The 25322-nt window shown below is 41.0% G+C and carries 24 protein-coding genes and 5 tRNA genes; 7 read left to right on the plus strand and 22 right to left on the minus strand.

Annotated features, from left to right (window positions below; genetic code table 11):
- The first annotated feature begins 194 nt into the window (after positions 1–194).
- From CWC16_RS15940 to CWC16_RS15950, 3 genes are all read left to right on the plus strand, one after another.
- A complete protein-coding gene (locus CWC16_RS15940) occupies positions 195–368 on the plus strand; it encodes a DUF1328 domain-containing protein (protein WP_002961939.1) in 174 nt (57 codons plus the stop codon).
- A 51-nt stretch (positions 369–419) separates the two neighbouring features.
- Complete coding sequence (locus CWC16_RS15945) at positions 420–611, plus strand: hypothetical protein (RefSeq protein ID WP_004587517.1); 192 nt, start codon at positions 420–422, stop codon at positions 609–611.
- A 157-nt stretch (positions 612–768) separates the two neighbouring features.
- On the plus strand, positions 769–1236 hold the full coding sequence (locus CWC16_RS15950; RefSeq protein WP_138542216.1) for a YcxB family protein: 468 nt from the start codon (positions 769–771) through the stop codon (positions 1234–1236).
- 50 nt (positions 1237–1286) lie between these two features.
- Here CWC16_RS15950 and csrA read toward each other — a convergent pair whose 3' ends face one another.
- The 6 genes from csrA to CWC16_RS15980 all read right to left on the minus strand — a co-directional run bounded on the left by csrA (position 1287) and on the right by CWC16_RS15980 (position 7356).
- Complete coding sequence (csrA, locus tag CWC16_RS15955) at positions 1287–1478, minus strand: carbon storage regulator CsrA (protein ID WP_004587515.1); 192 nt, start codon at positions 1476–1478, stop codon at positions 1287–1289.
- 89 nt (positions 1479–1567) lie between these two features.
- On the minus strand, positions 1568–2785 hold the full coding sequence (locus tag CWC16_RS15960) for an aspartate kinase (RefSeq protein ID WP_138542217.1): 1218 nt from the start codon (positions 2783–2785) through the stop codon (positions 1568–1570).
- A 6-nt stretch (positions 2786–2791) separates the two neighbouring features.
- The gene (gene alaS / locus CWC16_RS15965; RefSeq protein WP_138542218.1) at positions 2792–5392 is read right to left on the minus strand and encodes an alanine--tRNA ligase; all 2601 of its coding nucleotides are present in this window, start codon (positions 5390–5392) and stop codon (positions 2792–2794) included.
- Positions 5393–5411: 19 nt separating this feature from the next.
- A complete protein-coding gene (locus tag CWC16_RS15970; protein ID WP_055016553.1) occupies positions 5412–5864 on the minus strand; it encodes a regulatory protein RecX in 453 nt (150 codons plus the stop codon).
- Positions 5864–6652: a BPSS1780 family membrane protein gene (locus tag CWC16_RS15975; RefSeq protein WP_055020335.1), complete on the minus strand. Its 789-nt coding sequence runs from the start codon at positions 6650–6652 to the stop codon at positions 5864–5866. The genes CWC16_RS15970 and CWC16_RS15975 overlap by 1 nt, the downstream gene beginning before the upstream one ends.
- A gap of 80 nt (positions 6653–6732) precedes the next feature.
- Positions 6733–7356: a GTP cyclohydrolase II gene (locus CWC16_RS15980; RefSeq protein ID WP_055016555.1), complete on the minus strand. Its 624-nt coding sequence runs from the start codon at positions 7354–7356 to the stop codon at positions 6733–6735.
- A gap of 329 nt (positions 7357–7685) precedes the next feature.
- Here CWC16_RS15980 and CWC16_RS15985 point away from each other — a divergent pair, with 329 nt between their 5' ends.
- A complete protein-coding gene (locus tag CWC16_RS15985; RefSeq protein WP_138542219.1) occupies positions 7686–8798 on the plus strand; it encodes a TonB family protein in 1113 nt (370 codons plus the stop codon).
- 45 nt (positions 8799–8843) lie between these two features.
- Here the strand turns inward: CWC16_RS15985 and CWC16_RS15990 are convergent, their stop codons facing one another.
- On the minus strand, positions 8844–9293 hold the full coding sequence (locus CWC16_RS15990) for a low molecular weight protein-tyrosine-phosphatase (RefSeq protein WP_138542220.1): 450 nt from the start codon (positions 9291–9293) through the stop codon (positions 8844–8846).
- A gap of 34 nt (positions 9294–9327) precedes the next feature.
- Positions 9328–9834, minus strand: coding sequence for a DUF3087 domain-containing protein (locus CWC16_RS15995; RefSeq protein WP_138542221.1), 507 nt, complete (start codon positions 9832–9834; stop codon positions 9328–9330).
- 145 nt (positions 9835–9979) lie between these two features.
- Between CWC16_RS15995 and CWC16_RS16000 the strand changes: the two genes are divergently transcribed.
- The 3 genes from CWC16_RS16000 to CWC16_RS16010 are packed head-to-tail and all read left to right on the plus strand — an operon-like array spanning position 9980 to position 11806.
- Positions 9980–10615: an energy transducer TonB gene (locus CWC16_RS16000; RefSeq protein WP_138542222.1), complete on the plus strand. Its 636-nt coding sequence runs from the start codon at positions 9980–9982 to the stop codon at positions 10613–10615.
- Positions 10616–10629: 14 nt separating this feature from the next.
- On the plus strand, positions 10630–11196 hold the full coding sequence (locus CWC16_RS16005) for an RNA polymerase sigma factor (RefSeq protein WP_138542223.1): 567 nt from the start codon (positions 10630–10632) through the stop codon (positions 11194–11196).
- Complete coding sequence (locus tag CWC16_RS16010; RefSeq protein WP_138542224.1) at positions 11183–11806, plus strand: hypothetical protein; 624 nt, start codon at positions 11183–11185, stop codon at positions 11804–11806. The genes CWC16_RS16005 and CWC16_RS16010 overlap by 14 nt, the downstream gene beginning before the upstream one ends.
- An 89-nt stretch (positions 11807–11895) precedes the next feature.
- On the opposite strand, the gene CWC16_RS16015 is transcribed toward CWC16_RS16010, so the two are convergent.
- From CWC16_RS16015 to lysS, 14 genes are all read right to left on the minus strand, one after another.
- Positions 11896–13554 carry a KAP family P-loop NTPase fold protein gene (locus tag CWC16_RS16015; protein WP_138542225.1) on the minus strand — a complete coding sequence of 553 codons (1659 nt, stop codon included), beginning with the start codon at positions 13552–13554 and terminating at the stop codon, positions 11896–11898.
- Positions 13555–13774: 220 nt separating this feature from the next.
- Positions 13775–15517: a potassium/proton antiporter gene (locus tag CWC16_RS16020; protein WP_138542226.1), complete on the minus strand. Its 1743-nt coding sequence runs from the start codon at positions 15515–15517 to the stop codon at positions 13775–13777.
- A gap of 211 nt (positions 15518–15728) precedes the next feature.
- Positions 15729–16439 (minus strand): hypothetical protein, encoded by a 711-nt coding sequence (locus tag CWC16_RS16025; protein WP_104643284.1) that lies wholly within the window; start codon positions 16437–16439, stop codon positions 15729–15731.
- A gap of 202 nt (positions 16440–16641) precedes the next feature.
- Complete coding sequence (locus CWC16_RS16030) at positions 16642–17508, minus strand: hypothetical protein (RefSeq protein ID WP_138542227.1); 867 nt, start codon at positions 17506–17508, stop codon at positions 16642–16644.
- 98 nt (positions 17509–17606) lie between these two features.
- Positions 17607–18983, minus strand: a complete 1377-nt coding sequence (locus CWC16_RS16035) for a Na+/H+ antiporter NhaC family protein (protein ID WP_138542228.1) — start codon at positions 18981–18983, stop codon at positions 17607–17609.
- A gap of 186 nt (positions 18984–19169) precedes the next feature.
- Positions 19170–20831, minus strand: a complete 1662-nt coding sequence (gene pbp4b, locus CWC16_RS16040; protein ID WP_138542229.1) for a penicillin binding protein PBP4B — start codon at positions 20829–20831, stop codon at positions 19170–19172.
- 9 nt (positions 20832–20840) lie between these two features.
- Complete coding sequence (locus tag CWC16_RS16045) at positions 20841–22016, minus strand: exo-beta-N-acetylmuramidase NamZ family protein (RefSeq protein ID WP_138542230.1); 1176 nt, start codon at positions 22014–22016, stop codon at positions 20841–20843.
- A 291-nt stretch (positions 22017–22307) separates the two neighbouring features.
- Positions 22308–22384 (minus strand) — tRNA-Arg (locus CWC16_RS16050).
- A 138-nt stretch (positions 22385–22522) separates the two neighbouring features.
- A tRNA-Arg gene (locus tag CWC16_RS16055) sits at positions 22523–22599 on the minus strand.
- 47 nt (positions 22600–22646) lie between these two features.
- Positions 22647–22723 (minus strand) — tRNA-Arg (locus CWC16_RS16060).
- Positions 22724–22872: 149 nt separating this feature from the next.
- A tRNA-Arg gene (locus tag CWC16_RS16065) sits at positions 22873–22949 on the minus strand.
- Between the two features lie 34 nt (positions 22950–22983).
- Positions 22984–23076 (minus strand) — tRNA-Ser (locus CWC16_RS16070).
- 128 nt (positions 23077–23204) lie between these two features.
- Positions 23205–23387: a hypothetical protein gene (locus CWC16_RS16075; RefSeq protein WP_024031585.1), complete on the minus strand. Its 183-nt coding sequence runs from the start codon at positions 23385–23387 to the stop codon at positions 23205–23207.
- 395 nt (positions 23388–23782) lie between these two features.
- Positions 23783–25318, minus strand: a complete 1536-nt coding sequence (lysS, locus tag CWC16_RS16080; protein ID WP_055020250.1) for a lysine--tRNA ligase — start codon at positions 25316–25318, stop codon at positions 23783–23785.
- Positions 25319–25322: the final 4 nt, after the last annotated feature.

Consider the following 25322-nt stretch of genomic DNA (forward strand, 5'->3'; position numbering starts at 1 on the left):
ATAAAAAATATTAATTTTTCTACTCTATTTACAATAGTGTGAATAAGTTACATCGTTAAACGTAAAACTTACCAATCCTAAATTTACAATCTTCGCTCATAAAACCATAACACATTGAAAATTAACAAAATTAAACTCTGGCACGCAACTCGCATTATTACTTTCGAACGAATTTGATAACCAAGGAGAAAACAATGTTACGCTGGACAATTACATTTTTAGTTATTGCTTTAATCGCTGCAGTGTTAGGTTTTGGTGGTATCGCAGGTGCCGCAGCTGGTATAGCAAAAATTATATTTTTTATCTTTTTAGTACTTTTAGTGATTTCTTTAGTATCAGGTGCACTGCGCGGTAAATCGCCCAGGTAGCCACTAACACTTAAAAACACTAATTAATTAACACATACAAGGAATTACATTATGAACTCTACAACTTTAAAAGCAGCACTAATCGCGGTATTTGCAGGTTTCTTTATGATGGGCTGTGAAGACAACCACGCAGAAGAAGCAGGTGAGCGTATTGATGAAGCAGTAACTGACGTGCAAAACTCTGTAGAAGATGCATGTGAAAATGTAAAAGAAGGCGTTAACGCAGAAGAAACTAACTGTTAATCTGCTTGGTAACGTAAAAAAACGGCTTTTAATAAGCCGTTTTTTTATGCGTAAACAAAAAGCTGCTTCTACCTATTTAAGTACATAGCAAATATTAACGGGTGTGATTTTTACACTAGCTTGGTAAAATAGCGAAAACTATTATTTATTAGCAATTATGGCACTGACCACCACTTACACACTCGATAAACCCTACTACTACGAATGCTTTGACGAGTCCCACTCTTATAGTAAAGCTGCCAAGCCAAAATACTTTTTGCTGGCATTGCTGGTGTGCTTAGGTTTAATTAGTATTTACGTTATAGACGATCATTACCTAGGGTCATTTTTAATAATGCTGGGTGTTTTAGAATGCATTGCCTTTTATTACCGTAGGCCTTGGTGGGTTACGCGCCAAATGTTTAGTCGTGCTTCGGGCTCAACGGTTACTCTTTCGTTTACCGATGACGCTATTAGCACCGAGAATCATTATAAAAGCCATACATTTAAGTGGGCAGAAATAACCCATATTATTAAAACCAACCACGGCTACTTAGTGCACCATAATAAAGGTATGCAATATATTTCTAGCAGTGTATTAACCGATGAAATGCGCGATTTTATAAACAAAAAAGCCACTCAGTGAGTGGCTTTTGGTATAGCTAAGTGCATTACTCAGCTAAATATACGTGTTGATTAAGCATTGCCCGGATTAGGGTTAGACTTTTCAGCTTGTATACGCATGTAAATCTCTTCACGATGCACTGAAACGTCTTTAGGTGCGTTAACACCAATTCGAACTTGATTTCCTTTAACACCTAATACAGTAACAGTTACTTCGTCACCAATCATTAGGGTTTCACCTACTCTACGAGTTAGTATTAGCATTCTCTTGCTCCCATGTTCCAATAAATTATAAGATTCCGCTTGACCATTTTAATGAAAAATTGATTGAAAAGTAAGTAAAAACTCCCAAACTATCCATTTTCTGTTAAAAATTCTGAGTGTAACGCTCTTACTGCTAGCTCTAAGTACTTCTCATCAATTAAAACCGATACCTTGGTTTCAGATGTCGATATTAAAGCTATGTGTATGCCTTCTTGCGCCAATGCATCAAAAAATTGATGCGCTACACCACTGTGAGACTTCATTCCTATGCCAACAGCCGACACCTTTGCAACTGTTGTATCACTAGAAATGCTATCAGCCTGCAGATTTACCTGTTGTTGAGAAAGTAAATCGTGTGCTTGCAAATAGTCATTTGAATGCACAGTAAAAGCATAGTCTATTTTTTCAAAGTTATGATTAACTTGACTAATCATATCTATTTCGATGCCATTTTCTGCAAAAAGTTTCAAAATTTTTGTAAGAGAATGAACACAGTATGGTACGCCATGTACCTTTATCAAGCATTCGTCACGATTAAATGCAATCCCCGACACAACCTCAGTTGGCATATCGCTCTCCTCAAAACTTATTAGCGTTCCTTCATCGGGCTCAAAACTCGAAAGCACCCTTAGCGGCATTTTATGATTACCAGCCGACTCAACAGCACGAATATGCAATACTTTTGCGCCTAAGCTTGCCAGCTCTAGCATTTCGGCAAACGTTACATGGCGCATTCGCTGCGCGTTTGGTTCTACACGAGGATCTGTAGTGTATACGCCATCAACGTCGGTATAGATCTGACATTCATCGGCTTTTATTGCCGCGGCTATTTCTACCGCAGAGGTATCGGTGCCGCCGCGTCCAAGGGTTGTAATATTCCCCTCTACATCGCGCCCCTGAAAACCGGCAATAATTGCAATTCGATTATGCTCAAGCTCATGCTTTAAACGCGTCGCAGCCACCTCTTCAATACGGGCTTTACCAAACATGTTATCGGTTTGAATATTAACCTGGTCGGCTAGTAGGCTTACAGCAGAATGGCCACGCTTTATAATAGCCATAGCAAGGAGCGAAACAGAAACCTGCTCCCCGGTGCTTATTAGTACGTCTAGTTCTCGGCTACTCGGGCGAGTATCTATTTGCTTGGCGAGATTGATTAAGCGGTTGGTTTCTCCCGACATGGCCGACAGAACCACAACCACTTGATGCCCTTGCTGCTTCGTTTTAACAACAAGGTCGGCGACCGCTTCTATTCGCTCAATAGAGCCAACCGAAGTGCCGCCAAACTTTTGGACAATAAGTGCCACGTAAGCTTAAACTTTCTCGCTTACCCAGGCAGTCACGCTCTCAAGCGCAGCGTTTAAGTTTTCAGGCTGAGAGCCACCCGCTTGTGCCATATCAGGACGACCGCCCCCTTTACCGCCTACTTGGCCAGCCATGTGGTTTACGAGCTCACCGGCTTTAACTTTACCGGTTAAATCTTTTGTTACACCGGCAATTAGGCTCACTTTTTCACCACTGGCAACACCTAGAGCAATAACACCTGAACCAATCTTGTTTTTAAGGTCGTCAACCATGCCACGAAGCGCTTTAGATTCAGTCCCTTCAACATTTGCCACAAGTAGCTTAACGCCATTAATTTCAACAATCGAATCAAGTAAAGACGCACCCGCTGCACTGGCTAACTTATCGTTAAGCTGTGCAATTTGCTTTTCAAGGCCTTTAGACTTTTCAAGAAGCGCAGTTACTTTTTCAAGTACCGATGCGCTATCACCTTTTACCAGCGCCGCTACATCGTTAAGCTGTTTTTCTTGCTCGCTCACATAGGCTACTGCATCTGCGCCTGTTACTGCTTCAATACGGCGTACGCCCGCAGCAATACCGCTTTCAGATACAATTTTAAATAAGCCAATATCACCAGCGCGCTCTACGTGCGTACCGCCACACAGTTCAATTGAGTAATCGCCAATGGTGACTACGCGTACTTCATCGTCGTACTTTTCACCAAACAGCGCCATTGCTCCTTTTGCTTTAGCGTCATCAATCGCCATAAGCTCAGTGTTCAGGGCAAAGTTACGGCGAATTTCATCGTTAACTACACGCTCAACTTCACGTAGCTCTTCTTTAGTTACCGCTTCAAAGTGCGAAAAGTCAAAGCGTAAACGATCAGGCTCAACCAGCGAGCCTTTTTGGCTTACGTGCTCACCTAATAATTGGCGCAGTGCTTCGTGTAAAATATGCGTAGCTGTATGGTTTTTCTTAATGCGTTCACGGCGTGCATCATCAATAGTGGCATCTACTTTATCGTTTACCGCGATACGCCCTTGTACGCTACCGTGGTGTGCAAACGCATTACCCAGTTTCGTGGTATTAGTCACGCTAAACTCGCCACCAGCAACAGTAATTGTACCGGTATCGCCTGTTTGGCCACCCGATTCTGCATAAAATGGCGTGTGGTTAAGTACGACAATGCCTTGTTGGCCGTCTTCTAAAATAGAAACCGATTCACCATTTGCAAACACTTCTACTACTGTAGCGCTGTGATGTGTGCTGTCGTAGCCTTTAAACTCAGTGTGTTTTTCTGATTTTAACTGCTCGTTGTAATCGGCACCAAATTTACCCGCTTGCTGCGCTGTTTTACGTTGTACAGCCATGCACTCTTCAAAGCCTGCATGGTCTATTGTCATTTGGCGCTCACGGGCTACATCGGCTGTTAAGTCAGCCGGAAACCCATAGGTGTCGTATAGTTTAAATACTAAATCACCAGGAATAACATCGCCTTTAAGCTCGCTTAGGCTTTCTTCTAAAATAGCTAAGCCACGCTCAAGGGTTTTACCAAATTGTTCTTCTTCAATGCGCAGTACTTTTTCGATAATTTCTTGCTGCTTTGCAAGCTCTGGATAGGCTTGGCCCATTTGCTCAATAAGCGCAGCTACTAATTTGTAGAAAAACGCGCCTTGTGCACCAAGCTTGTTACCATGGCGTACTGCACGGCGAATAATACGACGCAATACATAACCACGGCCTTCGTTTGATGGCATAACCCCATCAGAAATTAAAAACGCACACGAACGAATATGATCCGCCACTACACGTAATGACTTGTCGTTTAAGTCTTGTGCGTTAGTCACACTTGCCGCAGCTGCAATTAAGCCTTGGAATAAGTCGATTTCGTAGTTTGAGTGCACACCCTGTAAAATGGCAGCAATACGTTCAAGGCCCATACCTGTATCAACAGACTGTTTAGGCAGCGGCTCCATAGTCCCGTCGCTTTGACGGTTGTACTGCATAAATACCAGGTTCCAAATTTCGATAAAGCGGTCGCCATCTTCTTCAGGCGAGCCTGGAGGACCACCCCAAATGTGCTCACCGTGATCGTAAAATATTTCAGAACACGGACCACACGGGCCTGTATCGCCCATTGACCAAAAGTTATCTGAGGTAGCAATACGAATAATACGATCTTCGCTTAGGCCAATATCGTTGTGCCAAAAGCCAAATGCATCTTCATCGTCGTGGTAAATAGTAACAAGTAGTTTTTCTTGTGGTAATTTAACAACCTCTGTTAAAAACTCCCACGCAAACTTAATAGCGTCTTGTTTAAAGTAATCGCCAAAACTAAAGTTACCTAGCATTTCAAAAAATGTATGGTGACGCGCTGTGTAACCTACGTTTTCTAAATCGTTATGTTTACCACCTGCACGCACACAACGCTGTGCACTTGTAGCACGCGTGTAAGGGCGAGTTTCGGCGCCTAAAAACACATCTTTAAAAGGAACCATGCCGGCATTGTTAAATAACAACGTGGCATCGTTACCCGGAATAAGTGAAGCCGATTGGACAATTTGGTGCTGTTTGCTGGCAAAAAAGTCTAAAAACTGTTGCCTAAGTTGTGCCGTAGTCATGTGCTGCATGTGAAAATCTCACCTGTATTTACTGTGCTTGCATTGCAAAATCAATTTCATCGTAGCTAAATCCTCGGTACATTAAGTAGCGCACGCGCTTGGCCTTATCTTTATACTCGAGGTTTGCCGGTGTAGTGGAATACTTTTTGTTGTACGCTTCCTGCGCAAGCTCAAACCAGTCTATTTCAAGCTCTTCAACCACCCTTTCAAGTAGTGAACGGTCAATCCCTTTGCCTATGGCTTCGCTTTGAATGCGCTTTAAGCCATGGCCTTTAAAAATGTGTTTTCTAACAAACCCTTCGCAGTAGCGTTGCTCGTTAATAAAATTGTGCTCTTCACACCAATTAAGCAGGGTTTCTATAAACTCGTCGCTGGCTTCTTTTTGTTGAAGCTTAAAGGTTAACTCGCGGCGCGAATACTCTTGGCGCCCAAGTAACCACAGTACATAGTTTTTAAGCTTTTGTTTTAACTTATCATCCATTAAGCGTCAAAGCGCCCGCTTTGTTCACTGCTAAGTGGCTTAATGTTACTGTCGTCACTTGGCGGTACAACTGGCATAAAAATAGCCTGATAAGATACAAAAAAGCTAATGTAGCAAATTGGCATTAAAATCAACAGCGGTAAGAACGATAAGAACATAGAAAGCGCCATAAATAGTATACAAATAATGCCAAACACACTTAGCGCAAATAAGTTATGGTAAAAAACTAATAATGAATTTTTGAGCGCCGTTAAAATACGTTTTTCTTTACTAAAATAAATAAGCGGTACCGCGTAAGCAAACGCCATTAAATACACCGCCATTGCCACTAAAAATAGCACCACGCTTGCACCCGAAATACTATTTAAGGTTTGCTCAAGCGCAACGTTAGGATCAAGTCCTTCTTGGCTCATAATAGCCACGGCATCAGCAAATAAGCCATTGGCTAACAAGGCCATTAAAATACCCGCCCCCATTTGGTAAAGCGCTAAACGTAATAGCCCTAAACGGTTTCCTTTTGCGCTAAAAGGTTTAAGTATGTCGGCCAGCATAATTTTACCGCCTTGCTGCTTGCTAAGTACCGCTTGGTAAAAACCGGCGGTTAAAAAAGGCGTAGCAAGAGCTGCTACAACTTGCAATAAAGGTAAAAATAACGACAGTAAGCCAACTATGCCTATTAATAAGTGCATAACTACAAAAGTAAATGGCTGGGTTTTAAAAATATGCCAACCGGCTTTAAACCACTTTAGCCCGGCATCGGCTTTAAAAATTCGTAATTCGTTAGACATACTGGCTCTTAGATTAAACAAAACACGCCAAGTATAACTTGGCGTGTAGGGGGATTAACAGACACTACATGATTAAATAGTTAAGGTTTTTTAATTTTTTTAATATCTAACATATGCGCGCCGTGTTTAATTTTGGTTTCTAGGTACGCTTTGTTACCTGTAAGCCCTGCTTTAATGTGCGCATGAGTGCCAATAACCGTGTCTACTTCAATGCCAGCATCTTTTAATGCATTAAGCTTTTTAGGGTTATTGGTCATTAATTTAACGTGGTTTAAATTAAGTGCGTTAAGCATTAATACCGCATCCGAAAAATCACGCAAGTCATCGGCAAAGCCTAAGTGATTGTTAGCCTCGTAGGTGTTCATACCTTGTGATTGCAGTACGTAAGCGTCAATTTTATTATATAAACCAATGCCACGGCCTTCTTGGCGCAAATACAATAACACGCCGCCTTGTTCGTGCATCATTTCAATACACTCATTTAGCTGCTCGCCGCAATCGCAACGCGATGAATGAAACACATCACCGGTTAAACATTCAGAGTGCATGCGAATAAGCGGCACAGACTGCTGTGAGTCGGCATTGTTAAACACAAATGCAACGTGTTCTTGGCCGTCTTTTAAGCCACTAAAAGACACTATTTCTGCGGGAATATCACTATTTTTGCCAACATTTAGCTGGGCTCTTGCTCTTACTTGCGCCACGACAAATCCAAATAATTAAATAACTACGACACCATGAGGTGATAATATCACAAACGTTTAAATTTAGATCGTAGTACAACATAGTTTATGGCAAATATATGGCGACGGCAGCCACTGTTTTCAATATTTACTCGTAATAAAAGTACAGCCTTGAACAGCGACTGCACTTACCTAAAAAGGTGACAATCAAACTCTGCTTTGCTATTTTAAATTTACTTCACAATTGTGTTTTGAGCTTATTAATGTAAAAGCAAAGCGCGTAGACAATAATGACTACTATTCTCATTTGTGGTATTTTGTTTCTAGATTGAACACTAATAGGGATTATTATGAAAGCACAACACCTCGCCTTAGTTATTGGATTAACCTTTACTGCTTTTACAGCACAGACCATTGCAAGCCAAGTTAGCGATGATAAAGCCGCCTTTTCTGATGCATACCAAAGTTATTTAACGGCTGTTAAAAAAGATGAAAATATAGAACAAGCTGCCAAATTAGCCTACACGACAGGGCTTACGTTTTATGGTGACAAAAGCGATAACACCGCAAGCCTTGCTATTAATTATGCCAAAGCAATCACAGCGCCACGCACAATAAGCAGCAAAAAAAACGTAACCGAAATGCGTTACGAGCTGTACTCGCAAGCCTATTCAATACTGGCAAGTAACCACGGTGAAAATGCAATAGAAACAATTGATGCGCTAATTGGCAAAGCAGAAAACACTGACTCAGCCTATCAAGCCGATAACGATTACGACCGTGTAATTAAAATAGCTAAAACACAAAACAACCCTAAATTTGTTGCCGACATGCAATTTGAAGCAGCCTCATTGCTAGCCAAAAAATTTGCCCATAAAAAATACCATAAAGCTAAAACACTGCTTAACCAAGCCGATGACTACTACCGTAACAACTTAGACGACAACACCGTAGAGCGCATTAAAGCCGACTTTTTAATGGCATCATTTGCTCAAGGTAAGAAAAAATACAATGAAGCCATTGAACGACTAAACCGTGTTGTATCGGTATTTGATAACAACTTAAGCTTTGATCACAGCGCTGAGCTTACTGCGCACTCAAAGCTAGTTAACCTTTACGAAAAAACAGGCCAAAGCGAACAAGCCACTAAGCATTGTTTAGCAATTGCTAAAATGGTGCCGTGGAAAGAAACACAAGAGCAAACGCCAATATACCGTGAAAACCCAACATACCCGCAAAACAAAGCGCGCCAAATGCGAGACGGCATCGTGGTTGTTGAATTTGATGTAGATACCGCAGGCTTTGTTAAAAACCCAGAGGTAGTTAGCTCACAAGGGGGTAAAGAGTTTGAAAGGTCAGCACTTACAGCACTTAAAAAATGGCGTTATGCACCAAAATTTGAAGACGGCCAACCCGTTGTTGCAAGTACGCAAGTACAGCTCGACTTTAAAATAGCCAGATAACACGCAAGGTATTAAATCGCGTCTTTTTTGTTCAGGTAGTTTTATTCAAAGCTTTGCGAGTATTTTATCGCTTGCGGCTTCAATTAAATCGAGCACATTTTCAAAGCCGTCATCGCCGCCGTAGTATGGGTCGGGTATGGCGCTTTGGCTTTGCTCGCCGTATTCTAAAAACAATGCCAGCTTGTAATGTAAATGGGTGGGGCACTGCGCTTTTAAGTCAGCTAAATTTTGTGTGTCGGCCGCTAAAATTAAATCAAACTCAGTAAAATCACTAGTACGTACTGGGCGCGAAAAAATTCCTTTAAAGCTATAACCGCGTTTTTCACCCGCAGCCATTGAGCGGCTATCTGGCGTTTTACCTTCGTGGTAGCCAATAGTCCCTGCCGAGTCTACTTTTACCTCTACACCTAATTTTTTAGCACGCGCTTTTAACACCGCCTCTGCTGTTGGCGAGCGGCAAATATTACCTAAACACACTATCAGTACTTTTTTCATTAGAGCTCCTTTCGCTAATTTAATAACCTAGGCTTTAAAACTGTTTTAATATACTCTCGTTATAGTCATCGGCATTTAAAGTCAGGTTATACTTGGCCGCCACACTATCAAGCTCCGCTTGTTTTATCGCTAACTCGTCCATGGTAATGGTGTTATCGTCAAGCTGCCATAAAAGCCGCGAGCCCGCATAACTATAATGAATCGCTAACAGTGCATCGGCATTACCTTCGCGCCCTGCCGCTTTTAGTTTTGGCATTTTACGGGTTATTTGATTAAGCGCTTGTTTTAGCTCCCACACGTACACTACTTCGGTCATAAAACTATGGGTACGGTATTTATTTAACAGCCAGCCAATCGCCAAACTAGTTATAACAACACCGGTTAAATTCCAATGAAAATGGCTCCCGCTTTCATCAGGAAATAGCGCAATTAATGTTTGCGATATTGCCAAGCTGCCAACAGCTAAACCCGCTGCACAACCTACAATTACCCGATTTAAATGCTTACGGTAACGTGCTTTATCTATTTGTATGAGTTGCATAACAGCCTAAAAGTTTATAAGTAAAAGAATACAAAACGCTATTGTAACTAAACCCCGCAATTTTTATAAAATTATTTAACCCCTTTTTGATTTGCCCTCCGTTATAGCTTTTAAATAACCCAAATAAATTTACTCGGAGCGGCTTATGCATACACTTGAAGTACCCAATAACTCAGCATTTATTAAAACATCAACCGCCGTAATTGGCGGTGCAGTAATGACCTTTGCGGCTTTTGCGTTTATGCAATATTTAATATCTGGCGAGCAGCGCGCACCGATTAAACCCGGCGGCGATATTATTGTAGAGATTTTTCAGGCACCAGAGGATTCACAAGTAAGGCATATACAAAAAATACAGCCGCCACCGCCGGTGCCAAAAACACCGCCTAAGGCACCACCCATAGATACAGCAAACGACCCTGTAATTGCTATAAACGACGTAATGCCGGTCACTATTGACGATTTTGGTGATGATATAAATAGCACCATTAACCGCCCTACGGGAGATGCAACGCCCATAGTGCGTATAAACCCTAAATACCCAACGTCTGCTGCTCGTGACGGCATTGAGGGCTGGGTACAACTTAGCTTTAGTATTTCACCGACCGGCGAAGTAATAAATCCAGTTGTAATAAACGCAGAGCCAAAACGCACTTTTGACCGCGAAGCAATAAGAGCTATTAAACGCTGGAAATATCGCCCCAAAGTAATAGAAGGTGTGGCACAATTACAAACAGATCAAACTGTACAGCTCGATTTTAAATTAGATAACTCTATTTAACGGACTAAACGCCTATGCTACTAAGTATTAAGTCATGGTTATTTGAAACGCCAAGCAAGGATTGCATGGCAAGTTACGCAAAAAGTGGCGACAACCGTCACTTAGAGCAACTTATTGCCTTATACAGTAACGATTTGTACCATTATCTGGTAACGCAATCTAATACACATTTAGCATACGACGTAAGCCAACAAACATGGCTAAAGGTAATGGAAAAACGCCACCTTTACCAAGCGCAAACCACGCCAAAAGCCTGGTTATTTAAGCTCGCACGCAACACACTCATAGACGAATACCGCAAACAGCAGCGCTTTGTAGAACTTGACGAAAACACTCATCTCCCCGCGCAGCAAAATGAGCAAAGTAGTAGCATTAGCGATATAAGTTACCAGGCATTCGATAGTGCACTTAAACAGCTAAGCTTTGTACAACGCGAAGCCATTACCTTACAGCAAGAAGGCTTTAGCCTTGCCGACATAGCGCTTATAACCCAAAGCAACCATGAAAACGTAAAAACGCGGTTGCGCTATGCCAAACAAAACCTTAAACGTTTATTAGGAGCAAACAATGAACAAGCCTGATGAGCAGTTTGACCAAAAGCTCACACAACATTATAAAGAGCGAAAAACACGCACTACACTTAGCGCTGCTCAGCAAAAAGCGCTACTTAATAAAGCCATGCACACAAAGCCTAGAAAGCTTGGCTTTACTCTACAACTTGCAAGCCTCGCCTGCGCACTGGGCGTGTTCGCATTTGTTGTGTTTGATAGTAGCAATGGCATTAACCACGCGCCAAAAACCGTGCTTAACAGCCCATTTAAAACTATAGACATTTACGACTATTCAATTATCAAAACTCACGAAATAGATTTATCCGGAAGTTACACAAGCGCCATCACCGAGCAAAAACACGCGCTCGATACTCAACATGCCAATAACCTGCGCTTGCACCAGCAACGCCACATAGAATACGGCACGCTCGTAAAGGTAGATAACGACTGGTACATAGCCAGTTGTAATGACGAGGTGCTGGTACAAATTAAGCAGTCACTGCTCAGTGATTTAAAGGGTAAACATGCGGTAGAAAGCGATATAAATACGGGTGATATGTTAGCTATGACACATAATGGTAAAGGGCAAATTATTGGGCTCAAACATGCAGGAAATGGGCTTAGGCAATGTGGGGCTTAGGATAGCCTGCTCAGTTAAGGTTAGTGGTAATTTAGATAAATATTACCACCGAGAACACAGAGGCGCTTCGCGCTGCACGGAGATAGTTATTAACTATCGCCCATGTAATCTAATGGAGAGGAAAGCTCTATAAAATCACGATATTGCTCTTTAGTAATTTTGTTGTATTTATCTTTTATGTAGATATATTTAACCAGTAACCTAGCTACCTCATAAGGTTTAGAATTATCAGATTCCCTTAAATCTTTGTCAGCTTGCGCTAATTCAGTTAACTTCCTCCTACCAGTGTTTCCGAATTCAGCAAAAACAAGTGGCATTTCATCTACAAAAATTTTGCAGAAAAAATATTCAATGTAATGCTTTAATTTCATTTTGTTCTCAGCATCCTCGTACCGGTTAACTATACAGTCCGGATTTTTGCTATATAATTTTGGATCTATGAAAAATATAACGTCTCTTTCTAAATCATTAGGTAATATTTTTTCAGATAAATAATCGGATAACCTTATATTTTGAGTATCGCCTTTATTGTCTAATTGGGCTCTCTTGAACTTACCACTAATTATCTCTTCATAAAGTGAGTGTTCTTTCTCATAAATACAAAATAAGACGGTTAAAATCAGTACATCTACTTTTTTGCCACTTGATAAATTTACAATAATGGAAGTAATGCGTTCAGTAATTTGAATAGCTGTTCTTGGAGATACCTGAAAGGCATCTAATACAACAGAAATATTAGCTAAGGCAGTTTCTGGGGTTTCTGTACGGGGGAGCAGCTCAATATTTATACTTTCTAAATACGCGTTTTCAAATTTAGTTGTATCGCTATGCACTGATAAAAAGTCTTTTAAAACAGGACGCTTTAAACTATAGCGACTATTAAAAAAGCGGCCTAGATAAATCTTTGCATCAAACCCTTCACCATAAATTGATTTGATTGTATGTTGGAGTTGTTCTGTATCTGTTGCTACAACAAACACGATACCTTTAACATCAAAAATATGTTTAATCGTCTCTAACATTTCTACTGCATAACTTGGGCGGCAACGATCTAATTCATCAATAAAAATAAATATCGGTAGCGACTTATCTTTCTGCTTTTCAAACTTACTAACCCAATCAGCTAACTTAGATCTTATTACTTCAATACTCTTATTTTTAGCTTCATGATCTTTAATTAAGTTTTGAGCAAGCGACTTTACAGCGGGCGAAAAATCACTGCCAGACGGTTTATTAGTGCTTGGCTGTAGCTCGCTATCAACTTCATCATCTGAAAATAATAATGTGTGTAGCTCGTCTAAATCTATGCCTGATATTTTTTTAGTTAAGCCTTGTGCAATCGCGGGGGCAACAGCCTTAAACATTGAAACTGCGCTTTTAGGAATAGTTATATTAAACTTAGCCTGAAGTTGAAGCTGCTTGATGATACCCGAAATTACAGTTAAAAATGGATCGTCTGAATAGTCTTGCTGCCATGCATCAATATAAACCACGGGGTAATCTACTATTAATTCCTGTGACCAACGCTTAAGAAAATACGTTTTCCCTGCCCCCCACTCCGCATTTAAGTTTAATACATAGTTTTTCTTTTGGTCTTCGCCAGCTCTGGTTTCGTCAAAACCCTCTTGAGCCAATAGTCTTGATAAAAATGTGGCGTAACGAGCACGATCTAATTTATCAGCAGGAAAATACTCTTCTAATGGGGGCTTAGTTGCTTTACTCCAATTGAATTCTTTAATCTCTTTCATTTAATTCCCTTTAAATAGTCCAAATATCGAATTATCAACAGTTGCATTTATTTCGGGCTAACGCCCGACGCGCCAGCAAGCTATGCGCCTACAAAAATATACATATACTTGGCTTTATAGGTGCAAACTACATTGGAGATACGTTGGGTTTCGTGTTACTCAACCCAACGTACGTCCGCTATAAACGCGGTGTCACCATCTAATAAATTATTGTAAATAGTTACTGCTTTAAAAGTCGCTTTTCTGGATTGCTCAAGTACTTTAAGCCAATGGTCACTATACGTGTATTTACCATGGTTATAACGCGCAGTTGAACATTACCAATAACAACCACTGAGCCTTTAGTCACCTCTTCACCGAGTTTTTGGTTGATTACCTCTTCTAGGCTTATGTCCTCTGGGGCATCTATGTGCATGTGGTAAGAGTAAAATATGTCTCCTACCAAGGTGACCCCTTTCACTTTAAGTTCGTTATGCGCTAAGTGACTATCTTGATGGTTTGTTTTATCGGTTGCAGTAAAAACTAAGTCTACAAACGGCCTGTTATTTGGTTTTAAAACAACAAATAAATGATCGTTTGCTTTTAACTTAGTTGAACCGCGTGGCGGTATGATTGACGGCCCTCGAGTGATCATAGCAACAACCACACTTTCAGGCAGTGCAGCGTGTGACAAACTGCGCCCAGAAACGCGAGAAACCTCACTTAACGTGTACTCTACAATTTCTATATCAATATCGTTTAGTGCGGTAATTTCGAGTGTTGCAGCTGCTAAATCGGGTGGCGGCTCTACTAAATTTAATTTTTTAGCTATCCAAGGCATAGTTGAGCCTTGCAAAGTAGCTGATATTAACACCACGAAAAACACCACATTAAAAATTAGCTCAGCCCCTGAGAGGCCAAACAACAGCGGGAATATAGCTAATATAATAGGTACTGAGCCTCTAAGGCCCACCCAAGATACGAACAAGGTTTCGCGATTATTAAAGCCAAACAGTTTTAAAATAGGCGCAACAGCTAATGGGCGAGCAACAAAAATAAGGGCCAGTGCAATTAACAACCCTTCTAACCATACGTTGACCAATGACGATGGGTTAATAAGCAAGCCCAATACAACAAACATGGTTATTTGCCCAAGCCAGGCTAAGCCATCATGAAACAGGAAAATACCACGTTTATATACAAATTTACTGTTACCTAAAATAACACCCGTTATAAATACAGCTAAAAACCCGCTGCCACCAAGCGTTGCGGAAAGGCCAAAAGAAAGCAGACCAAATGCCGTTACCATCACTAAATACAAACCCGATGCATTTAGTTTAATTCGATTAATAAACCACACCGATACTTTACCAATTAAAAACCCACACACAGCGCCTACACCCTTTTGCTGCGCAAATAACTGCAGTAAACCCAGCCCTATTGGCATGTCGTTCACTAGCATTTCGAGCAAACCAACCGTTAAAAAAATAGCCATTGGGTCGTTCGAGGCACTTTCTATTTCAAGGGTTGATTTAAGCTTTTTATTTAAGTGAATACCGGCGCTACGTAAAAGTGCAAATACGGCTGCGGCATCTGTAGAGCCCACAATAGCGCCCAGCAAAACGCCTTGTAATACGGGTAAGTCTAAAATATAAGTAGCGACAAGGCCGGTAATTACAGCCGTTAAAAGCACCCCGACCGTTGCTAAAGCCGAAGCAGGTTTCCACACTTGTTTAATAGAGCTGGTTGGCGTTTGTAGCCCACCATCAAATAGAATAATAGCCAGTGCTAACGTGCCCAGAGCATGCGCAGCCTCTGCGTTATCGAATGATATACCGGCAATACCGTCTTCACCTGCAAGCATGCCCACCAGTAAAAATAGCACCAGCACGGGTAAGCCAACGCGCGCAGATAGCTTGCTCGAGATAACCCCTAGTAAAATTAAAATGGCACTAACAAGAATGATATTATCTATTACAAACATAGTGTGGGTTTACAGCCTTGTATAAGTTAAAAAGTAAGAATTTATAGCTATTAAAAAAGCTTAAGGCTCATGCTATACAATAACCTAAAAAATATAAATACGGGTACTTACCTGCATATTTAAAACAAAAAAGCCTGCGTTATAGCAGGCTTTCGTTTATTTAGTTGAGTCCTCACCTTAAGTATTTAAACCTGTCTTTTCAGCCTTAACTCTATGAGAATCCGTTTTCAATATCCCGAAAAGTCCATTGCCCATTTGGATCTGCTATATCAATTAGCTCACAAGCTTTTTTATTCCAAGCCGCTAAACACGTAATGTAGTTAGTTAATTGATGATAGGCTCTATCCGGCGCATCAGGACGTATTCTTGACATAGTGAAACCTGAATAAGTAGCGCCACTACCTACCCAACTAACAATAGAGGATACTGCTCCACCTCCAGGAACAACAAAACCAACTGTAGTTGTGACCAGTCCTAATATAGTAGCTGTTTTTTCTACTGCGTTACCTGTTTTCATAATATCACTACTTATTACAGGGTGTAATAAAGCTAACAAATTAACTGCTTGTGGTTGATTAGAAGCAACGGCAACATCATTGGATGTTTTGGAAGTATTAGTTGGTGCGGCTCTCCCACCACGCATTGCAGGTAGTAAGCTATTAAAAGATTTTTGGCTATTATTACTTGTGGAAAAAGTTACTGACTGTGTACTCAAGCCTCCGGCTTTAACTCTTTTTTCATCTCGTGGCGTTACAGTTGATTTGTAAGTGCGCTGTAACCTCCTATAAACAGCTGCACTGCATTGAGTCATTTGTATAGCTAATGCTGCTTGCTCTTTGAAGTCTCGACCGATTGCTCGCTCTGATAACTGAGTTAGCTGATTTTTCTTTTTAAGAGCTTGCTGACCAATCATAATATCCATAAAAATGTCCTTATTTATTATTTAATTGGTGAAATCATATCATTTAAAGTTACGTAGAGAAATCCAGACAAGTTACTATTACAATGATTTAAGGTACATAAAAAGCTGCTTCAGAGTATTCGATTTATGCTTCTTTAACAGAGGAGTATCTTAAGTATGAACCATGACTATATGTAAAACATAAGCCCTTTACTAAATTTACTTAGTGAATTATTTGAGGCTTAATATTACTAAAATCACTGTGGATTGTAATCTCTACATTATCAGGTTTTATAGCAACATCGCTTAAACCCGTATTAGTGAAATACTCTTCGAAGCCCTGCTGATATTCAGGAAGAACCTGCTTATATGCAGTAATAAATAAACTCAGCTTTTTAGCTATAGTTGGATACTTAGCTGCAAGGTCTCGTAGCTTTTCAGGCTCAGAAAAAGCAAATTCGGCGAAAATATTAAAGTCGTTCTCAATATTAGTTTTACCGTAGGTAGACAAAAATCCATTTTCATAATCAGGCCCTATACTTCTATCTTGCGTTAAAGCCTCATAATTCGAGGAAGCAGGACTCCAACTTTCAGGCAACAGACCTTGCCATGCAAGATTAACAAAAGGGGAGCGTAAATAAATTAAAGAACTAAGCTCGTGATGAACTCCCCGTAACGAATTTTCATAATTGAAGTTAGTACCGTTCTTATCTGAGATATTTGATAATATTATAGAATTTCTTGAATATGTTCCCCCCGCTTCAGCCCCCTCAATAAGCATAGGCCCTGAAATATAAATAGCATTAATAAATTTGGAAACAAAACCTTCAGGATAAACCTCCAACGCGGTTTCAATACCATCAAGTGACTCTGAAGAATCCTTCAAAGAAGTGCTTTGCATTTCAAGTGTAGGCGGGTTGCCTCCAACTCCTAAAAATTGTTCAGGGAAAAATAAACGAGTATCGCCAGCTTTAATATCGAGCTGGTATGTTTTTGCTAACCTATTAGATTGCTCTGTTTCACTTTCTTGGTAAAAGCATGAGTTCAAAAACAATAAAAAACTAAAAAGGACAAAAGCTTTATTTTTCATTTTAACAATCCTTGTTTTATGCCCTAAAAAAGCCTGCATATTTGCAGGCTTTTAAGGCATTTTATAATTAATTAAAACTCAGTATTTACAATACGTTTTTATAACACAATTATGCTTGTTACTAAGTACGCTACAAACGTAAGACCACCACCAAATAATGCATACGGTAGCTGTGTTTTAACGTGGGTGAGTAAGTCACACCCCGAGGCGAGTGCCGATACGGCGCTGGTGTCGGATATAGGCGAGCAGTGATCGCCAAATATGCCGCCACCTAAGATAGCGCCTACTACAAGTGATGGCGGTAGGCCAAGCTCTTGAATAAGTGGTACGCCAATAGGGATAAGTATGGCAAATGTGCCCCACGATGTACCCGTAGTAAACGACATAACCGCGCCGGTGACAAACAGCACAGGTACAATTAAGTAAATAGGTAAGTAGTCGCCCACTAGCGATGCAACAAATACACCGGTACCTAGCTCTTTTAAGCTTGCGCCCAGTGTAAGTGAAAGCAATACAATGCTCACCAATGGTAATAACTCGCCCATGCCTTTAAAGCCGGTGTCGACGAGTTGATGGTGAGTAAATTGGCGCGAGCTGATCATTAAAACGTAGGCAACAATAATAGCAAGCACCGTTGCGTATAATACCGATTTAGAGCCGCTACCTTCTGCTAATACACCGTTACCAGTGTAAAACATAAAGCCTACCATGCTTACAATTAAGGTAAGCAGTGGCACTAGCATAAAGCGCGCTTTAGAGCCTTTTACTTCTTCTTTTAGGTCGGTTTTTTGCAGCTCTAGCTTTTGCTCGGCGTCTTTCATTGGGCCGTGCACTTTATCGAACGCGATGGTGTAAAACACAATAACTAGCGTGATAATGGCGTAAAAGTTATACCCTACGCTACCCCATAAAATAGACACAGCCGATTCGCTTAGCTCGTAATTGCCAAGTAAGCCCAGCACAAATGCGCCCCAGCCGTTAAGCAATATTAAAATACATACCGGCGCACTGGTACTGTCAATAATGTAGGCAAGGCGCGCTCGGCTCATTTTAAATTTGTCGAACAAGCCGCGCGATACAATACCTGAGGTTAATACACTTAGGTTTGATTCTATAAACACCGCGATGCCGGTAAACATGGTTAAAAAGCCAACTTGGCGCTTACTTTTTGCAATGCCTTTGTTCATTAGCATATTAACGGTGGCTGCTACGCCACCTGATTCGCGAATGTAGGCCAGTAAGGCACCAATCATAATACTAAATATTAAAATGCGGGTGTTACCTGGCGAGCTGGCTACCGATATTATGCGCTCAATGGTATTTAAAAATGTAGCAAATAAGGTATTACCCTCGCCTTGCATAGCGAGTAAAAGTTCTGATGAAGCCACAGCCACCAAAAGTGCCATTATTACTTCTTTGCGCCAAAACACGATGGCGATAGCAATGAGCGGCGGTAATATAGAATACCAAGACATAAATTAACCTTTATTAATAGCGAAGTGCGTTCGCTTATTCACGTTGAAACGCTTATTTTGCAGGCCGTTTTAAAAATATGGCCTGAATTTGTAAACCGCTTAGCTTAATGGATTGGCTTAGTTAAGTCACCTGCAAATAAATCACTTAAGGCACTGCACTTAGGCCGTTTTAACCTAAACGATAATTTATTGATTTAGTAGTGCTTCGTAAATGAGCGATACTACCGAGCCATATTGCGCGGTCTCGTATTGTTTGCCCAAAAACTGGTAGTGTTTTTGGGTGCCTTTTATTGGTGTATGGCGCGCATTGGTCAATAAAATAATGGCTAAATCGTAGGTTGGATCAATAACCGTAACTGTGCCCGTCCAACCAGTGTGGCCATACGCTTGTGGGCTTGCGTAAGGGCCAAAGTGCCAACGCCTTGCTTGGTTGTTACCTGCAAGCCTAAAGCCTAGGCCGTAGGTTTCGTTGTTTAATTGTGGCGTTAAAAACTGCGCTAAGGTTGATGCGCTAAATAACTGGGTATTGCCAAAACCACCTTGGTTTAATAGCACTTGGCAAAGCACCACTAAATCGGGTGCATTACTAAATAAACCCGCATGACCTGCTACGCCATCAAACGAATAAAATGCTCGCTCGTCGTGCACTTCGCCCTGCAAAACATTGGTGCGAATATTATCAAAGGCAATACGCCCATCGCGGGTATTGCCGCTAAGCTCGGTGGCTGCAAATTCAGCGCGTTTAAAGCCCTTTTTAAGCGGGTTAAACACCGTATTAGTTAGCTTTAGTGGGGCATAAATGTTTTGCTCTAGGTAGTCATCAAGTGGTTGCCCGGTTATACGCTCAACTAGTACGCCTAAAATCATGTAATCAATATCGGAGTAAACGGCTTGTGCGGGGTATTTATTACTTAGCGGTACTTGCGTCAGTAACAGCTGCTTAGTAGTTTGGCTATTTTGTGAAAAATACGCCTCACCATTTTTAGTGCTTTTTCGATGAAAATCAAACACCGGCGGGTAACCCGCTGAATGTGTGAGTAAGTCTTTTACTGTACGCAGCTCGCGCCCATCGCCTTTGTATTCGGGTATATAACTTTGCACGGGCTTGTTTATATTTAAAAGCCCTTCGCTTACTAGTTTCATTAGGGCAAAGTTAGTGGCAAATATTTTGGTGTTAGATGCTAAATCAAACAAAGTGTGTGTTTGCATTGGCTCTGGGCGCAGTAGCATTAAGTCACTTTGCTGGTACTGCTTGGCATCGCCATAGGCGCTAAGCTTTATGAGTTCGCCACTTTTAACAACGGCTAATACCGCCCCCGGAAAACCAGCTTGTATGTCTTTTTCAATAAGGGCATCTACTTGGTTAAAGTCTATATTACTTTGCGCGGCGGTATTTAATGTAGGAAACTCAAAGCGTAAGGTAAGGCTTGCACCTTTAGGTTTAATATTTTCAACCTTAAAAGTATTAACCCCGTTATGAGTGCGCCTTGCGAGCGAATACTCATATAAAGTATTCTCGGCGAGTTGGTTGGTAATATTAAGCTTTTGGTTATTTATAAAAATATCGGCGCTTATCGCATTTTTATTTTGAATTAATAACTGCCCTCGCCCTTTGTACGCTTTAAATGTGCCACGGTTATTTACGTATTCACGGCTGCTTGGGTTAGCCTCAGGAAAAGTGGCAATAACTTGGGCGTTTGGAAGCGTTACTAATTTACTTTGTTTAAGCTCACTTTCTTTAAAATTATTAGCCTTGTTACTACTACACGCTGCAAGTAAAAGACCCGTAACTGCTAATAAGGTGGCTTTAAAATAGGTGCTTGCTGTTGTGTTTATTACTAACGCCATTTATAACCCTTAGTTGTACAGTAAATATGGCGCGCGTTGCTTTTTAAATGCTGCAAGCCCTTGCTGCCAACGTTGTTTTATTTGTGCCTCTGATTGCCCTGCTTCAATAGCTAAACGTAGTTTATTAGTGCCAGCCAGTTTATCCATAAAATCAGCGCGTTCAAAAAAGGTAATATTATTTTTAGATAATTGATTATAAGCCGTAATCAAGTAACTTAAATCAAGCCCGCGCGTGTCTGCTGTGCGTAAATCGAGCCCTTTTACCGTAATATTTTTAAATTTAGGGTTTGCAGCTGCACCTTTAATAGAGCGTGGAGTAAAACTAAAATCCCCAAGCGCAACGGGCGAATAGCCCATTACCTGAAACGCAAAGTCGGTGCCTCTGCCAATACTTACTGGCGTTGCCTCAAAAAAGCACAGCGACGGGTAAAGCGCAATTGATTGATCGTTCGGTAAGTTAGGGCTGGGTTTTACAGGTAAACTATAGGATGTTGAGCGCGTGTAATGATCAACCGGGATCACCGTCAGCTTTAAATCAGCCGCTTTATTGATCCAGCTTTCGCCTTTGATCATTTTTGCAAGCTCACCTACCGTCATACCGTGCAACACGGGGATTGGGTGCATGCCTACAAACGATTTAAATTCGCGCTCAAGTATGGGCCCATCAACGTAGGCAATATTGGGGTTTGGCCTATCAAGCACAATAAATTCAATACCTTGCTCCGCTGCGGCCTCCATCATGTAATGCATAGAACTTATGTAGGTATAAAAGCGTACGCCCACATCTTGAATATCAAAAATAATAACATCTACATTGCTAAGGGCCTCGGCGCTTGGCTTTTTGTTTTTGCCATAAATAGAAATAAGCGGGATACCGGTTTTGCTATCAACTGCATTTTTAACATGGGCACCGGCATCGTGATCGCCCCTAAAGCCATGCTCAGGTGCAAAAATTTTAGTTAGGTTTATATTTTTAGTGAGTAAAGCATCGACTAAATGCGTGTTAGCAACAAGTGATGTTTGGTTTACCACAAGCCCAACACGTTTATTTTGTAGCTGCGGCAAATAATGTTTGTATTGAGCAGCGCCAACAACGGGTAAATTTTGCGGTTCGCTTTGCTTAGCGCTTACATTAAATAAGCTGCTAAATAATAATACAAAGGTGATAAATACGGCTTTAAACATACAGCAAGATCCTTTTAAACTAGTTGTTTAAAATACCACAGCTTAAGCTAAAGAGCAGTGAATGGTTTTAGGCTTCTCATTTATTCCTCTTTTACTTCTCTTTGTGCTGTTATTTTTTAAGACTAATGATTCACAAAGAGGTTAAGAGGCGCTGCGCTTCTAACGTGAGCAAGCTTTACGTCTACGCTGAAATTTTTAGCAGGGGTGTTTGCTTGGCTTAACTGATAGCTGAAAGCTTTCTCAAAATTCAGGCACAAAAAAACCGACTTAATGTCGGCTTATCTATGAAAGTGGTGGGCGCAGGAGGATTCGAACCTCCGACCGCCTGGTTCGTAGCCAGGTACTCTATCCAGCTGAGCTATGCGCCCACTTTCATTTTTTCTTATTTATACTCTAAGTGGAGTTTCTGAAACAATAAATATAAGTACACACCGTAAAATATGCGCTTAACTTATATGTTATTTCAGACACAAAAAAACCGACTTTTGTCGGCTTATTTATGAAAGTGGTGGGCGCAGGAGGATTCGAACCTCCGACCGCCTGGTTCGTAGCCAGGTACTCTATCCAGCTGAGCTATGCGCCCACTTTCATTAGTTACTTGTTTATACTCTAAGTTAGAGTGTGTAAAAGTGGTGGGCGCAGGAGGATTCGAACCTCCGACCGCCTGGTTCGTAGCCAGGTACTCTATCCAGCTGAGCTATGCGCCCACTTTTACTGTTTGCTTGTTTATACTCTAAGCAGAGTGTGTAAAAAGTGTTGGAAGCAGGACGTATCTTGTAAGAATGAACCTCCGACCGATTTGGTTACAAACCAAACACTTTAGCTTGTTTATACTCTAAGTAGAGTGTGTAAAGAGTGGTGGGCGCAGGAGGATTCGAACCTCCGACCGCCTGGTTCGTAGCCAGGTACTCTATCCAGCTGAGCTATGCGCCCATCTTTACTTTACAAGACTTGCCATTAAAAGAAATGGTGGAGAAGGAGGGATTCGAACCCTCGATAGAGCTACAAACTCTATACTCCCTTAGCAGGGGAGCTCCTTCGGCCACTCGGACACCTCTCCGTCTTGTGGGGCGTATAATAAAGATTTCAGAAAATATGTCAAACACTTTTATGTCAAAAATGACTATCTGATTACATAACGCACATAAGTCAGCTTTAATTGTATAATTGGTTTGAAAAGTAAACGATTTAAATATTTTTGTCTTGCGGGTTAACGCCCATTAAAGGCACTAAATCATCTTTGAGCTGCGCTAAATATTGCTCTTGGTAACCTAACTGCTGAAACTCAGCAATACAGGCTCTGTAATAGGCTTGTCGCTTTTGTTCTGTTGTGTCGGTTTCTGGCGATTCTTCAACTCGGTTGTCTTTCATATTATATTCTAAGTCCATTTGAGAATTCATATTTAGCGTGCTATTTTAACCCAGCTCAAAATTTTGGCGTATTCTAGCTAAGTTTTTTACATAAATACAACATAATGTTTAAAAAACAGTCATAAAATTACGTTGTAGCACCGTTATTAAGGATATTTAATACAGAGCTACAGTAAAGAACCCAATCTGAATTAACTATTAATAAGTACTAATAACTAGCTTTAAAATTTAGTTTAGTACTAATTAATTAAAAAGCGAACAATCTTATCCTCTCTTTCGTCTATTTTTATAGAGCAATTTACTCTCCAACTTTTTCTGCATTGGCGCTTATTTTTATACTCACACAAAAACGCCGCTAAAATTTAGCGGCGTTTTTACGTTTATTTTGTTAAAGCTTAGTCAGCTTGTGGGCGCATATGCGGGAACAAAATAACATCTTTAATGGTTGGTGAATCAGTAAATAACATGACTAAGCGGTCAATACCAATACCTTCACCGGCAGTAGGCGGTAAGCCGTACTCTAGTGCGCGTATGTAGTCTTCATCGTAGTGCATTGCTTCATCATCGCCGGCGTCTTTTTCTTCAACTTGGCGAGTAAAGCGCTCAGCTTGGTCTTGTGCATCGTTAAGCTCCGAGAAGCCATTTGCAAGCTCACGTCCACCCACAAAAAACTCAAAGCGGTCGGTAACAAATGGGTTTTCGTCGTTACGGCGCGCAAGTGGCGATACTTCCCACGGGTAGCCTGTAATAAATGTAGGTTGGATAAGCATGTGCTCAGCCGTCTCTTCAAATATTTCACATAAAAACTTACCTGGGCCCCATACACAATTTTCAGGAATTTTAACGTGCACTTGTTTAGCGTACGCTTTTAATTCTTCAAAGTGGTTTTCTGGGTCTTTAAATACCGCAGCATCAAACTCAGGGTTATATTTTAAGATAGCATCAGCCATGCTTAGGCGCTCAAACGGTTTGCCAAAGTCGTACTCTACTGAGTCGATAACGTCGCCGTTTTCATCTTTAGTTGTATTAACAACAATTGGGCTACCTAAAACGTTTGTTGCAACTGTACGTAACATGTCTTCGGTGATGTTCATTAAATCGATGTAATCAGCATACGCTTGGTAAAATTCAATCATAGTGAATTCTGGGTTGTGGCGCGTTGATAACCCTTCGTTACGGAAGTTACGGTTAATTTCAAATACGCGGTCAAAACCACCTACCACTAAACGCTTAAGGTAAAGCTCTGGCGCTATACGTAAGTACATGTCTATATCAAGTGCGTTATGGTGAGTTACAAACGGACGCGCAGATGCGCCGCCAGGAATAACCTGTAGCATTGGCGTTTCTACTTCCATAAAGTCGCGTTCTGCTAAAAAGCGACGAATACCTTCAACTACTTGTGAGCGAATGCGGAATGTTTCGCGCGTTGCTTCGTTAGTAATTAAATCAACATAACGTTGACGGTACTTGGTTTCTTGATCTGATAAACCATGAAACTTCTCTGGTAATGGGCGTAGTGACTTAGTAAGTAGCTCGTACTCGGTCATTTCTACGTATAAATCGCCTTTACCTGATTTATTAAGCGCACCTTTAACACCAATAATATCGCCAATATCTAGTTGGCCATATTTTGCTTTTAAGTCTTTTTGTACATCTTTAGATGCGTAAGCTTGCACGCGGCCTTTCATATCTTGAATGGCCATAAAAGGACCACGCTTAGCTAAAATACGGCCAGCAATTGATACAACGTGCTGAAGCTCTACTAATTCTTCTTTAGTCTTATCACCAAACTCAGCCTGTAAATCAGCCGTGTAATGTTCACGACGGAACTGATTAGGATGACCGTTGGCTGGGCAATTTTCGCGAATAGCGTCTAATTTGCCGCGACGCTCAGCGATTAACTTATTTTCGTCTTGGATTTGATCAGTCATTTTT

Source organism: Pseudoalteromonas sp. S3776 (genome assembly GCF_005886915.1).
Taxonomy (GTDB): Bacteria; Pseudomonadota; Gammaproteobacteria; order Enterobacterales; family Alteromonadaceae; genus Pseudoalteromonas.